At 74.8% G+C, this 13,259-nt stretch carries 12 protein-coding genes; 4 read left to right on the top strand and 8 right to left on the bottom strand.

Translation table 11 applies throughout. The features are described from left to right. Positions 1–43: 43 nt before the first annotated feature. The gene (locus ACZ51D_RS18950; protein WP_465625011.1) at positions 44–760 is read right to left on the bottom strand and encodes an effector-associated constant component EACC1; all 717 of its coding nucleotides are present in this window, start codon (positions 758–760) and stop codon (positions 44–46) included. A gap of 318 nt (positions 761–1,078) precedes the next feature. Between ACZ51D_RS18950 and ACZ51D_RS18945 the strand changes: the two genes are divergently transcribed. Beyond that, the gene (locus tag ACZ51D_RS18945) at positions 1,079–2,230 is read left to right on the top strand and encodes a hypothetical protein (protein WP_465662920.1); all 1,152 of its coding nucleotides are present in this window, start codon (positions 1,079–1,081) and stop codon (positions 2,228–2,230) included. Between the two features lie 160 nt (positions 2,231–2,390). On the opposite strand, the gene ACZ51D_RS18940 is transcribed toward ACZ51D_RS18945, so the two are convergent. The 7 genes from ACZ51D_RS18940 to ACZ51D_RS18910 form a co-directional block, all read right to left on the bottom strand. After that, positions 2,391–2,597 carry a cold-shock protein gene (locus ACZ51D_RS18940; RefSeq protein ID WP_360504783.1) on the bottom strand — a complete coding sequence of 69 codons (207 nt, stop codon included), beginning with the start codon at positions 2,595–2,597 and terminating at the stop codon, positions 2,391–2,393. Between the two features lie 345 nt (positions 2,598–2,942). Further along, positions 2,943–4,145, bottom strand: a complete 1,203-nt coding sequence (locus ACZ51D_RS18935) for a CapA family protein (protein WP_465662918.1) — start codon at positions 4,143–4,145, stop codon at positions 2,943–2,945. A 114-nt stretch (positions 4,146–4,259) separates the two neighbouring features. Further along, positions 4,260–5,171 carry an NAD-dependent epimerase/dehydratase family protein gene (locus ACZ51D_RS18930; RefSeq protein ID WP_465662916.1) on the bottom strand — a complete coding sequence of 304 codons (912 nt, stop codon included), beginning with the start codon at positions 5,169–5,171 and terminating at the stop codon, positions 4,260–4,262. Then, positions 5,171–6,400: a cytochrome P450 gene (locus ACZ51D_RS18925; RefSeq protein ID WP_465662914.1), complete on the bottom strand. Its 1,230-nt coding sequence runs from the start codon at positions 6,398–6,400 to the stop codon at positions 5,171–5,173. The genes ACZ51D_RS18930 and ACZ51D_RS18925 overlap by 1 nt, the downstream gene beginning before the upstream one ends. Further along, positions 6,397–7,899, bottom strand: coding sequence for an AMP-binding protein (locus tag ACZ51D_RS18920; RefSeq protein WP_465662912.1), 1,503 nt, complete (start codon positions 7,897–7,899; stop codon positions 6,397–6,399). The genes ACZ51D_RS18925 and ACZ51D_RS18920 overlap by 4 nt, the downstream gene beginning before the upstream one ends. A gap of 121 nt (positions 7,900–8,020) precedes the next feature. Further along, a complete protein-coding gene (locus ACZ51D_RS18915) occupies positions 8,021–8,764 on the bottom strand; it encodes a glycosyltransferase family 2 protein (protein ID WP_465625023.1) in 744 nt (247 codons plus the stop codon). Then, complete coding sequence (locus tag ACZ51D_RS18910; RefSeq protein ID WP_465625025.1) at positions 8,761–9,774, bottom strand: 3-oxoacyl-ACP synthase III family protein; 1,014 nt, start codon at positions 9,772–9,774, stop codon at positions 8,761–8,763. The genes ACZ51D_RS18915 and ACZ51D_RS18910 overlap by 4 nt, the downstream gene beginning before the upstream one ends. A gap of 1,020 nt (positions 9,775–10,794) precedes the next feature. Here ACZ51D_RS18910 and ACZ51D_RS18905 point away from each other — a divergent pair. The 3 genes from ACZ51D_RS18905 to ACZ51D_RS18895 all read left to right on the top strand — a co-directional run bounded on the left by ACZ51D_RS18905 (position 10,795) and on the right by ACZ51D_RS18895 (position 13,197). Beyond that, positions 10,795–11,631, top strand: coding sequence for a DUF4190 domain-containing protein (locus tag ACZ51D_RS18905; protein WP_465662910.1), 837 nt, complete (start codon positions 10,795–10,797; stop codon positions 11,629–11,631). Positions 11,632–11,769: 138 nt separating this feature from the next. Then, the gene (locus tag ACZ51D_RS18900) at positions 11,770–12,609 is read left to right on the top strand and encodes a DUF4389 domain-containing protein (RefSeq protein WP_465662908.1); all 840 of its coding nucleotides are present in this window, start codon (positions 11,770–11,772) and stop codon (positions 12,607–12,609) included. Between the two features lie 126 nt (positions 12,610–12,735). Further along, complete coding sequence (locus ACZ51D_RS18895) at positions 12,736–13,197, top strand: hypothetical protein (protein WP_360504768.1); 462 nt, start codon at positions 12,736–12,738, stop codon at positions 13,195–13,197. The last annotated feature ends 62 nt before the right edge of the window (positions 13,198–13,259 follow it).

Here is a 13,259-nt window from a genome sequence, read left to right as displayed (position 1 = left end):
CCCCCTTCGTCCGCTGCCCGGGCCCCGCGGCTGCGGGGCCGGCTCACGAACTCCAACTCGGCTGACGGCCGGAAGGATCCCGCGCGCAGGCGAGGAAAGGGGTGTACTCGACGACGTAGCGGTGGCCCTGCTGGGAGATCTCCATCACCCGGCCCTTCCAGAGCTTCAGGCTCACCTGCGAGCCGGTCGCCACGGCGTCGTAGAACGCCTGGTCGACCGTGGAGGTGTCGGCGTGGGCCCAATCGCGGGCGATGGTCAGGTCGAAGTCGGTGCCGGTGCCGTCCTTCGTCTGCTTGTCCGTCACCTTCCCGGTCGTCTGCTGGAGACAGTCGCTGCCGGCCACGGCGGCCGGCGTGCAGCAGGTCGTCCCGGGTCCCCTTGGCGAGCCGTCGCAGGACCGGCACCTGCGAAGCCGGGTTGGCCGGGTCCGGGATGGCGGTGATGTGCCGATCAGGATGGCCCGGGAGTCGGCGAACGCGGGTGGTTCGGGCGGCTCACTCATCGTCGTCACCTCGGCCGTCACGTCCGAGCGCCGGGTCCGCAGCCAGACCTCCAGCGCCCTGGCCACCACCGCGCCCGCGCCGCCGGCGCCGAGGGCAACCTCCAGGACCTCATGGACCCCGCCCAACTCCCCGTCGGCGGGCGGGGTCGGGACGGCCCGGACCAGCCCCGCGAGCGCGCGTTCGCGCCGCAGCCAGTCCCACAGCTCCGCCGTCTCCCGCACCTCGTCGCCGCCGGTGATCCTGATCCGCGCGTCCATCGCGCCCCTCCATCGCCTCACGTCCCGGGCACAGGCCTGGGACTCAGCGGGATGATGGCAGGCAGCCGTCGGCCGAGTGGCCAACTTCTGCGGGCCGCCCGGTGACGCGAACGGTCCGGCCGAGCGGGCGAGCGGGATCCGCCGTGCGTTGTCCAGGATCGACGCCTCGCCGCACAATCGTTCGGTAGCCAGGCGCTTTCGGACAGTAGTCGATCGTGTTCCGGACAGACCGTCCGATCTTCGGGAAAGGCGCTCAGCCGGACCGCCACCCTGAGTGCGCCGCGGCCGAGGGAAGGCCCGCGATACCCGGGAGAGCCAGTGCCCGTAACGAAGACCGGCCGGAACGTCGAATCGCTGGTCACCGAGTTGTCCGAAGTCCGCACGCAACTGGACGGGCTCCCCGCCCGGTACCAGGAGATGATCAGCGGACTGCTCGCCTCCGTTCGGGCCGAACTGACCGAGCACGGCGACCGGTTCATCGGAGTCCTGCGCGCCGAGCAGACCGAGGCCGCCAAGCTCCGCAAGGACAACTCCGCGCAGCAGCACCGCATCGAGGAACTCCTCGCCGACCTCGCCCAGGCCCGCCTCGACCTCGCTCAGGCCGGTCACCCCGGCCACCCCGATCGCCTCGGCGCACCAGCCGCGCAGCAGCAGCTGGTGGAACCCGACGCCACCGCGGCGCAACCCGGCCCCGGTGCCTTCGACGAGCAGGACCTCGTCCCCGCCCGCCTCGAGGCCGACGACTCCGTTCCGGGCCCCGCCCCGGACCCGACCACCATCACCACCAGCACGGAGGAACCAGCCATGACCGAGCCCACCCCCCGGCCCGGCGCCGAAGACGTCCCCCCGGCCGTACGCGACTACATCCGGCAGGTCCTGGCCGAGCAACTCCACGCTTCCCCCGCGCCCCAGGAACCGGCCGCCGACACGTCGGCCGCGCCGGAGCAGGCCCGCACCACCACGGCCGGGGCTCCGCTGCGGCCGCCGGCGGGTGGCACCAGCGACCTCATCCCGCCCACGATGGCCTGGCCCGCCCACGTCGCCACCCTGCGCAAGGCCTCGGCCGTCCACAAGCTCGTCATCGCCTGCCACCCGCACACCTGGGACTTCCTCGCCGGTCAGGTCCGCACCGCAGGCACCGACGACCGAAACCCGCACTTCACCGACCCGGCCGGCACCGACCGCGACCAGCGCCGCGACTGGGAACGAGGCGGCACCGACCTCGACAAGCACCCCGACACCGTCCTGTCCGGCCGCAGTGCGGTCGCGCTGCTCAACGCCCTGCACACGACGGTGCACCGGGGCCTGGACGCCGAGCGCAGCATCGAGACGTGGTCGCTGGCCGTGACCGCGTACGAGCGGATCGCCGAGGTCGTCAATGCGACCCGGCCGGGAACGGGCACGCCGGACGGCCCGGACAATCGGCCCCGGGTGGTGCTGGACGACCGCAGCCCCGGCGCGGGCCACTGACGCTGCCGCGCACGCTTCCCGGGCCGGGCCGGGCCGGCGCCCTGCCGCTGCCCGCCCCACAACACGCAGGGGTGTCCTCGAAGCCGTCGGACGGCTTCGAGGACACCCCTGTGCCTTGTGCACGGGCCCTGACCAGGCATTCCGGCCCGGTCGAAGATCCCTAGCTGATACGGGTGACGTTCTCCGCCTGTGGCCCCTTGGGACCCTGCACGAGGCCGTACTCGACGGCCTCGCCCTCGACCAGTTCCTTGAAGCCCGACCCCTGGATCGCGGAGAAGTGGACGAACACGTCCGGGCCGCCATCGTCCTGCTGGATGAAGCCGAAGCCCTTCTCCGCGTTGAACCACTTCACAACGCCTGTTGCCATCGGTGCTGTCCCTCGTCTCAATCCACGGCATGAGAGCCACGCCGACCGCAGCCTCAGCTCGGCTCCGGCACCTGATCATTCTCCTCCCGACGCGGTCTCGAACCAAGCGGGACCGCCGGTGTCGGCGGCCGGGTTGGTGCGGGCGGAGCAGTCGTCGACCTCCGGGCCCGTGCCGCCCGGCACCGGGACGCCGATCCCGCACCGTCGATCCGTGGCTCTCGGGTTCGAATGCCGTCCGCCGTCGGTGTGAACACCACCTCCGGAACTCGGTCGCTTCAGTAGCTGAAAGGCTCATCCACTCCACCCTGCCGGAAAGCAATAGCGGCCCGCGGGCCGCCACCGGGTTCAGGGGACCATGGCCAGCCCCGACGTGGCGGCGCCCCGGCTGAGCACCGCCGAGCGGATGTGCTCCAGGGCCCGGGCGTAGTCGGCGCGGCCGGGGTTGCGGCGGGCGGCCTGGCGTAGGTCGAGGACGCGGTAGGGCGGCCCGAGGTCCGTCACCTGGGGGATGAACTCGGCTTTGGCGACCGTCCACCGCTGCCCCTGCGCGCCCGGCGGGGCGAAGGTGAACCGGGCGATGGAGCTCCAGTTGCCGCGTGGATCCTCGGCGCCGTCGTAGGTGAACATGTGCCCGGCGAGCTGGTCGCCGAGGCCGTACACCGTCCAGGTGTCGTTGATCTTCTCGTAGGCCTGCGGGATGTGGGCGTGGGTGCCGAGGATCAGGTCGATGTCGGGCCGGCCCGCGCCCTGCCCGGCGGCCAGTTCGCGGGCCAGCGTGAGCTGCTGGTCGTTCGGCGCGTCCTGCCACTCGGTGCCCCAGTGGATGCTCACCACCACGAGGTCCGCACCGCTCGCCCGGGCGGCGCGCGCGTCGGCGAGCATCCGGTCCCGGTCGATCAGGTTCACCGCCCAGGGCCGGCCTGTGGGCAGCGGAATTCCGTTGGTGCCGTAGGTGTAGGCGAGGTGCGCGACGGTGGCGCCGCCGGCCCGGAGCAGCGCGGGCCTTCCGGCCTCGGCCTCGTCGCGGGCGGAGCCGGTGTGCGCCAGGCCCACGGCGTCCATGGCGTCGAGCGTGCGCCGGATGCCGTCCGGGCCGTCGTCGAGGGTGTGGTTGGAGGCGGTGTCACAGGCGGTGTAGCCGGCGTCCTTGAGGGCGGCAGCGACCTGCGGCGGAGATTTGAACGCCGGGTAGCCGGTGAACGGCCCGCCGTCGGCGCCGTAGACGGTCTCCATGTGGCAGATGGCGAGGTCCGCGCCGCTGATCAGCGGTTTGACGTCGGCGAACATCGGGCGGAAGTCGTATCCGTCCCCGCCGGCGTCCTCCTTGGCCTGCCGGATGATCTCGGTGTGCGGCAGCACGTCGCCGGTGGCGACCAGGGTGAACGCCCGCGGCCCGGTCGGGGACGGGGTGGCGGTGGCACCGGCGGGCGCAGCGACGGTGGGGCTCCGGCCGGCCGCCGACGGCGCCGTCGGGGAGCCGCAGCCTGCGGGGGCGAGGAGCAGCGCGACGGCCATGGTGACGGCCGGTCGGCGGGGCAGACGCATCATCGTCTCGTCTCATGATCGGAAGGTGTCATCGGCCTTCCGACTATGCGACGCCCCGGCCGCTCCCCCTCGACCCCACGCCGACGGACCCGTCGGGGCGCTGTCCCTTCGGCCCGATCAGCGGTCGAGGCGGGGGCAGCGGTAGTCGGCGAGGCCGTGGGCGGGGTGCCAGCCCTGGGCGTGGGCGCGGGTGAGGTCGAGGACGACGCCGCGGGTGAGGAGGTCGACGGTGTAGGGAGTGAGGCCGGGGACGCGGCCGGTACGGGCGGCGAGGCGGGCAAGAGGGGCGGGGAGGTGGGCGATGCGGGCGGGGAGGCGGTGGGCGGTGAGGACGTGGCGTAGGGCGTCGTCGCGGCGGTAGGGGGTGGCATCGGCGATGTTGTAGGCGCCGGGCGGCCAGGGCGGGGTGCCGGTGAGGCCGAGGGCGGCCAGGCAGGCGTCGGTGAGGTTGGCGACGGCGGTCAGGCTGAGCGGGATGTCGGGGCCGGGCAGTGGCAGCACGCCGTGCCGAGCGCGGACGAGCAGTTGCGGGACGAGGTGGGGGTCGCCGTACCCGTAGACGGCGCGGGGGCGCAGGACGACGGCGCCGGCCGCGAGGGCGAGTCGTTCGGCGGCGGCCTTGGTGCGGCCGTAGGCGTTGAGGTGGCCGGCGGTGGTGGGGTGGTCCTCGGTGAGGGCGGGTGTTGTTCTCCCGGTGGTGCGCGGGTCGTAGACGCTGGCGCTGCTGACGTGGACGAGGGGGCGGCCGGCGGCGGCGCGCAGGACGCGCTCGGTGCCGGTGACGTTGACGGCGTGCTGGTGGGCTTCGGCGGGGTGACCCGGGGGCAGGTCGGCGACGGCGGCGGCACAGTGGACGACGAGGTCGGCGCCGGTGAAGTCGGGTTCGCCCGCGGTGGCGTCCCAGGGGGAGTGGCGGCCGACCGGGCCGGGGCGGCGGCCGTGGCAGGTGACGTCCAGGCCCAGGGCGGCAGCGGTGCGGGCGAGGTGGGCGCCGCAGAAGCCGGTCGCGCCGGTGATCGAGACGCGCATCAGGGCCTTCCCCGTCGGAGGGTGAGTTCGGCGTAGCCGGGCAGGGCGGATCGGCAGTCGACCCGGGCGCGGGTGACGACCGGCCGGTGAGGAGCCAACGCGAGGAGCACGTCGGCGAGTTGGGTGCGGGCCAGGCCCGCACCGGGGCAGGCGTGCGGTCCGGCGCCGAAGACGGCCTGGGCGGCGGCCGGGTCGGTGGCGTGGGCGGCGGGCTGGGCGGCTGGATCGGTGGCGTGGCCGGCGGACGGGTCGTAGGCAGGGGTGCGGAGGTGGGCCCCGGCGGCGTGCCGGGCGACCAGGATCAGCCGGTCGCCGGCCCGTACGGGGTGCCCGGCGAGCGTGGCGTCGGCGGCGGCGACCCGGGGCAGCAGCGGGGACGGCGCGGTCAGGCGCAGGAGTTCGGCGGCCAGGCGCGGCGCGGTCGCCTCGCTCACGGCCGGCCAGAGCCCGGCGTCGGCGCACCAGGCGACCGCCCGGGGCAGGGCGGCCACGGTGGTGTTCACGGCGGCGACGGCCACCATGGCGTCGCGCGCGTCGGGTAGCAGGGCGGTGAGCCGGGCCGCGGCGTCGGCCGTGCCCGGGCCGCCGCGGCGGAGGCGCAGGCGGAGACGGGGGCCGGGGAGGTGGTCGCGGGCGGCGTGGGCGGCGGCCTCGGCCGCGGCGTGGGCGAGCTGGTGCGGGCAGCCCGTCGCGCCGGTCAGGGCGGCGGTCGTGACACCGGCCAGTTCGCGGGCCAGGGCGACGAGTTCGAGCTCGCCGTCGGCCAGGTCCGGGATCCGTCTGGTGAGCAACGCCTGCCAGTGGGGGCGGATCCGCTGCTGCGCGGCGGCGTTGAGCCCGCCGGCCAGGGTGCGGCGGGCGACGCGGTGCTCGGCGCCGTCCTGGTCGAACAGGAGGCCGCCGTCGGTGAGTTCGGCCGCCGCGCCGCCGGTGGTGCCGGGTGCGGTGCGGTCCAGCGGCACCCGAGTGAGTGCCTCGCGGTAGGCCTCGCCGCCGTGCACGAGCACGGTTCGGCCGAGCCGGACCACCGGGCGGCGGCGGGTGGCGGCGAGCAGGGCGAAGAGCACCGGGTGGCTGCGCAGGTAGACCCGGCGGTCGCGGAGGCGGGCCCGGCGGGCGGCGGCGGGTGGGGGCATCGGACGGGTTGGCTGGTCGGACGGCGGCTGGGTCGGCTGGTGGGTCGGCTGGTGGGTCGGCTGGGTCGTCTGGTCGGTCGGCTGGTGGGTCACCGGGCCAACTCCCGGGCGCAGTGCGCGGCGGCCGCCGCGCGGTCGGGCTTGCGGGAGCGGCCGGCGAGCGGGACCTCGCCGAACAGGACGGCGTCGGGCCGGGCCGCGCTCATCCGGTCGAGCGGCCGACGCAGGTCCTCGCGCAGCCGTCGCGGGTCGGTGCCCGGGGCCGGCTGGACCAGGGCGACCAGCCGCTCGTCGCCGTCCCCGGCCGGCACGCCGACCAGGACGGCGAGTTCGACGCCCGGCAGGTGCAGCGCGGGTTCGTACAGGCCGGGGTAGATGTTCTCGGCGCGGCGCAGCACCATGTCCTTGAGGCGTCCGGCGAGCACGATGCGGCCGTCCGGGGTGAGGGCGGCGCGGTCGCCGGTGCGCACCCAGGGGTCGGGCTCCTCGCCGAGGTAGCGGTGCCGGGCGCCGGGGCCGGTGAGCAGCAGTTCACCGCCGGTGCCGGTGCCGGTGTTGGTGTCGATGCGGGCGCGGACGCCGGGCAGGGGTGCGCCGACCAGGTCGCCGTCCCCGCCGTGCGCACTCTTCTCCGCCTCCTCGACCGCGGCGGCGGGGAACAGTTCGGTCAACGCGTAGACGCTCCAGGCCTGGTGGGCGCCGGACTGCTTGACGCGGCGCAGCAGGCCGGCGTCGGCGGGGGCGGAGCCGGTCCAGACCCGGCCGGTGAAGCGGGCCCCGGCGGCGAGGGCGGCGCGCAGCTGCGGCGGGGTGAGATAGGTGTGGGCGGGGGCGAGCCGGGCGAGCTGGCGGCCGAGCGCGGCGGGGCGACGGGCGGGCAGGACGACGGCGGCGCCTGCGGCGAGTGCCGGGACGAGGACGAAGAAGGTCCCGCCGAGGACGACCGTCCCGGGGCGCGGGTCGACCAGGTCGGCGACGGTGCGCAGCCCGGCGGCCAGGCCGTCCCGGGTGTGCACGACGGCGCGCGGACGGGCGGTGGTGCCGGAGGTGAAGACGATCACCGCGTCTCCGTTGCGGTCGTCGTCGTCGCCCGGCGGGGGAGCGGTGGGCGGGGCGGTACCGGCCGGGCGCAGGCGCGGTGCGCAGCCGGGCAGCCGGCGGCCCAGGGTGGCGACCGGCCCGAGCGCGGCGAGGCAGGGCAGCGCCAGGTCGGCGCGGCGGGCGAAGGGCCCGGCCCAGCCGGCCACGGCCTGGGCGGCCGCGTCGGCGAGGACGAGATCGGGGCGGGCCAGGGCGAGCCGGGCGGCGAGCACGTCGGGCCCGGCGGTCGGGTCGAGGACGGCGATGCGCAGGCCCAGCCGGTGTGCGGCGAGCATGACGGCGAGCGCGCGCGGCCCCGGGCGGACGGCGACGCCGACGGTCGCGCCGGGGCCCAGGCCGTGGGCGTGCAGCGCGGCGGCGTAGCCGTCGGCCAGGTCGGCGAGTTCGCCGCGGCGGATCACCGGTCGGATGGCGCCGGTTCGGGTGTGGCGCAGGACGGCGGGCCGGTCGGGGTGGTCGGTGCGCAGGACGTGGGCGAGGCGGTCGAGCACGGCAGGGGCTGCTTTCGGGGCGCGGGATCGGCAGGACGGACGTCGGGACGGCGTACGTCGGGGCGGCGGAAACCGCCGGTCACCAGCAGTCATCGGCTATCGCCGACTGTCACCGGCCGGTTCAGCGGACGTCGACGGGGCGCGGGTCGGCGCCGCGTTCCAGGTACCAGCGGGCGGTGCCCACCACGCCGTACGCGCGGATCCGCCGGGTGGAGTTCTGCACCACCATGTCGCGGCGGCGCACCACCGCCGTGGTGTGGCGGCGGACCGTGTTGAGGAACGCCCGGTCGGTGGGGGAGGGCCGGCGGGGCATGCCGCCGACGGCCAGGTACAGCTCGGCGGTGATCGCCATGTTGTTGCCCGCGTGCATCCGGTACGGCGTCAGGTAGCCGTGCCGGCGGCGGTGGGCGGGCCGGATCCGGCCGAAGAAGGCGCCGAGCGCGACCAGGACCAGGAACACCGCGCTCCCGGCCGGCCCGTGCTCGTCGCGGCGGGCGGTGACCCGGCCGCAGACCAGGCCGCCGGAGGCGACCAGAGCGGCCCGGGCCGCGGCCGTCCAGCCGGGTTCGGGCAGGCAGTCCGCGTCGGTGCGGGCGAGCAGGGCGGCGCCGCGGGCGATGGCGTGGCGGAAGGCGGTGTCCACCGCCGAGCCGACGCCCTTGTCCGGCTCGACCACCACCTCGACCGGGAACGGCGCGTGGGCGGCGAAGGCGCGGACGGCGGCGACGGTGCCGTCGGTGGAGCCGTTGTCGGCGACGAGCAGGGTGAAGTCGCGGTCGCGCTGGGCGGCGAGGGCGCGCAGCACGCCCCCGATCCGGGCCTCCTCCTGGAAGGCGGGGACCACCACCCACAGGTCGGTCCTCACGACGCTTCCCAGACCACGGCCATCAGGCTGACGCCGCCGCCGAGCCCGACCAGCAGGACCTTGTCGCCGGGCGCCAACGTGCCGCGAATCCGGTCGAGTTGCACGCCCAGCGTGGCGCTGGCGATGTTGCCGAGCTCCGGCACGGTGAGCACCAGCTTCTCCGGCGGCACCCCGGTCAGCTCGACGAAGCGCTCCAGGTACGGGACCGTCACCTGGTGCACCAGGACCCGGGCGTAGTCGTCCCAGCCGAGGCCGGTGCGGGCGGCGAGCCGGGCCAGGACGGCGGGGCCGATCTCCTCGAAGATGCCGCGCAGCTCCTTGCCGCCGCCCCGGAAGTAGCTGTGCTCGTCGCCGCGCGGGTGCCGGGAGCCGCCGCCGGGGATGCCGCCGGCCTCCCAGTGCTCCGAGGCGGTGGCGGTCTCGACCTCCAGGATGCCGCCGTGCTCCACGGCCTCGACGACGACGGCCGCCCCGGCGTCGCCGAAGGTGTAGCCGGCGAAGCCGTCCCGGACCTCCTGCGGGGAGGACGGCGTGCGGCGCATCGCCCGGCTGGGCGTCTCGCCGGTGACGACCAGCGCGCGCCGGGCCCGTCCGGCCAGGATCATCGCGCGGGCCAGGTCGATCCCGTTGAGGAAGCTGTTGCAGGCGTTGCTGACGTCCAACGCGTGCGCACGCGTGCCGAGTTCGGCCTGCACGATGTGCGCGGTGGCCGGCTCGCACACGTCCCGGGTGGCGGAGGCGAACAGCAGCAGGTCCACGTCTTGCGGCTGCAGCCCGCGAGCGGCGAGCGCGCGCCGCGCCGCGCCGACGGCAAGGGTGGAGGCGAACTCGTCGTCGCCGGCGAAGTGCCGGGTGCGGATGCCGGTCGCCTTCTCGAACATCCGCTCCGGCAGGGCCAGTCGGCCGCCCGCGGTGACCTCGTCCTGGAGCTGCCCGGAGGTGAGCCGGCGGGCCGGCAGATGGGAGCCGACGGCGGTGATGCCGATCCTCGGTATCGCTGCTGGTTGCATGCCCCCATGCTCCGGCCGGACCCGGCCGCCCGGCCTGAGTACGGGTACTCAGCCAGGCCCGACCGCCTACCCGACCGGGCCTGGGCAACCCGCCGCATCCCGCCCCCGGGCAGCGAGGGACCGCCGTTCACAGTACGTTCGGTCGTGGCCTTCTCCATCGGATCCCTTCCATGGCCGGCCGCTGATTGTCGCGCCCGTGGTGCTGAACTGAGTGATCGGCAGGCGCTGTGGCAAGCCGCGCCGATATGACGCTTCGCTGTCAGTCGTGCGCGGATTGCGAAGCGTCGTTCAGTGGCGGCGGGCGGATGGCATGGATACGACGTCGCTGCCGTCATGGCGGCGTCGTCACGAGTAGCTGGTTCGCCTCATCCGGCTCGACGCGACCACGCTGAACCACGCCGCGCTCTACCTCCTCGCGGGCGCCGCGCTCACCGGGCTCGGCTTCCACGGGGTCAACCGCCGCGCTACCTGACCGGTCGGGCGCCGACGAACCTCGCCTGCGGGTCCTGGGTCGGGCTGCGGACCGCGGTGTGGGGGCCGTTTCCGGGCGCCTGTATGTTGATCACGCGCCGGCCCTGGTGGTGTCCCGTCCCGGGGGTGCCGGCGTGCGGGTGCGGCCCGGGCTGGTGACCGCTCTCGCGGGGAGGCCGGGGCCGCCGTCGCCGGGGCGTCAGGAAGACCTCGACCCGGGGCTGGACGGCCGCTCGTCATCTGAACGTTCTCGAAGGATCCCGTATGACCGTTTCCGTCCCGCCCGACAGCCCGCAGTCTGCCGAGGGGTCGGCCGACAGCAGCCCGCAGTCTGCCGAGGGGTCGGCCGACAGCAACCCGTGGGCGCCGCCGGACCCGGGTCAGGGCAAGTCTCCGGCGCCGGGCGGGGCCACGGTCCCTGCGCCTACGCCTACGCCTACGCCTGCCGTCGCGACTGCTGCCGTACCTGCCGCGGCCCCCGGAGAGGTCCCGGCCCCTGCCGCTGCCCCCGGGCAGGCCCCGGGTGTGCCGTACTGGCCGCCGTATCCGATGCCGGCGCCGCAGCCCCGCAACGGCCTGGGCACCGCGGCGATGGTGCTCGGGATCGTCGGTACGGTCCTCGGCCTCGCCGTCGTCCTGTTCTGGCTGTCCTGGCTGCCGGCCCTGCTCGCCGTGGTCTTCGGTGCCATCGGCCTGGGCCACGTGCGCAAGGGCGTGGCGACCAACCGGGCGAATGCGCTCGCGGGCGTGATCCTGGGTGTCACCGGCCTGCTGGTCTCGGTCGGTGCCGGGGCGTTCGTCGTGGTACGGGTGCAGGCGGTCAACGAGGAGCGGCGGGCGGAGGCGGATGCCGCACGCGCTCGCGCCGAGGCCGCGATCCAGGCCGCCCGGGAACGGGCGGCGAAGGAGAAGGAGCGGGTCGAGGCCGAGCAGAAGAGGGTCGAGGCCGAGCGGGAGAAGGCGGCCGCGGACGAGCGGGCCCGGCGCCTGTCGTTCGGCCAGTCCTACACGTACGGGGACGGGCTGAAGGTCACGATGGCCGCGCCGGTGCCGTACGTGCCGAGCGAGACGGTGTTCGAGGCCCCCAAGAACGCCAGGATCATCCAGGTGAAGATCACCGTCGTCAACACCGGATCCCAGGAGCTCTCCCTGTACGGATCGGGCATGCCGTTCGTCAGGGACGCCAAGGGCGGCCTCGTCTACTCGCTGATCGACGGGAGCAACCGGCTGAAGGTCCTCGCCGGCTCCCTGTCGCCGGGCCAGGAGGCGACCGGCCTGTCCGCGTACGCCCTGCCGATCGGCGCGGCGGATCCCTTCACCGTCGAGTTCAACTACGGCTCCGGGCTGCAGCGCAAGAACGTCATCTGGTCGGGCTCGCCCGACTGACCCGGCCCCCGCAGGTTGCGAAGCGCTGACCCGTCCGGCGCAGCGTGGCGCGCGGGCCGGGCGGGGTGCTGCGATCTTCGGAGGACGCCCGGCCGTCCGACCTCCGGGCCCCGTCGTCCCGAGACCGTGGAGGCCCGGATGTGGCAGGCACCCCCCGCCCCCGTCAGCCGTGAGTGGCTCCCGGTGCTGGACATGCCGGCGGCCGGTGCACAGAACCGTTGGACGGTGCTGCTGCGCGTGCTGCTGCTGATCCCCCAGTTCGTGGTGGTGTGGGTGCTGTCGGTGGTGGCGTTCTTCGTCGCCGTCATCGGCTGGTTCGGCGCGCTGGTGCTCGGCCGGCTGCCCGGCTTCGCGGTGGACTACCTCACCGCGTTCGTTCCGTACGAGACCCGCTTCGCCGCCTACCTGATGCTCACCGTGGACCGCTACCCGCCGTTCCGGTTCGACGCCCCCGACCACCCCGTGCAGGTCGGACTGCGGCCGGGCGAGCTGAACCGGCTCGCCGTCCTCTTCCGCATCATCCTCGTCATCCCCGCCGCGATCGTGCAGGGCCTGCTGTACGCGGGCTGGTGGATGGTGTCGTTCGTGATCTGGCTCGTGGTGCTGGTCCTCGGCCGGATGCCGCAGCCGCTGTACGAGGCGACGACCGCGATCCTGCGCTACCGGATGCGCTGTACCGCCTACTTCGTGATGCTCTCCTCCGCCTACCCCAAGCGCCTGTTCGGCGAGGAGCCGGGCAGCGAGCCGGACGGCCCGGTGTCGGCCACCCGCCCGCTCGTCCTGAGCGGCGCCGGACGCGGCCTGCTCGTCGTCTTCATCCTCCTCGGCGTGGTCTCCTGGGCGACGAGCTCGATCACCACCTCGGTGAACTCGGACGACGGCGCCGACGACACCACCAACCCGACCCAGCACGTCATCGCCCCCCTCGTGCCGGGCCCCGCCGACCGCGCGTTCCGGAACCCGACGGGCCGGTCGTAAGCCGCTGGTAGCTGCTCGCAGCCACTGGTAGCCGGTCGTAGTCGCTGGTAGCCGTTCGTTTCACGGGGATCGGGGCAGCGCCGTACGGGTGGTCGGCCGGCTCGTGATCTTCGCTAGCCTGAGCGAATGACCGACAAATTGGTGAACCGTTACCGCCAGGCCGTGGAACCGCTCTTGGAAGCGGGCGAGCGGACGCTGGACGTGGCTACCGTCTACCCGGTGGCCGGGGCCAAGGGCCTGGGGGACGGGGCGGGCGCGAAACTCGGGAACAGGCTGGCGAGGGTCGGCGCGGTCGCGGGCGAGACGGGCAGCCTGGCGCACGGCTTCCCGACCGGTGCCGGTACGGCGATCCACAAGCTGCTCGTGGTCACCGACCGGCGCGTCGCGTTCGTCTCGGCGCGCGACATCCGGAAGGCCGGCGAGGTGTTGTGGCACGTACCGCGCCACCTGGTCACGCGAATCGAACGCCGTCCGAGGCTGCAGGCGATGGCCCGGTTCCGGCTGCACTTCGCGGACGGATCGGCGGTCGCGGCCCTCACCCCGAGGCGGCGCACCATCGAGGCCCTGGCGGACCAGCTGGGACGGTAGGCAGGGCACAGGCCCAGCGGGTTGAAGGGGGGCCGAACACCTCCCGGCTGCCGGTGGACTCT

This window comes from Kitasatospora sp. NPDC033851 (assembly GCF_055576085.1).
The sequence above is the reverse complement of the archived record's forward strand: the minus strand, read 5'-3'. Positions and strand labels throughout refer to the sequence as shown.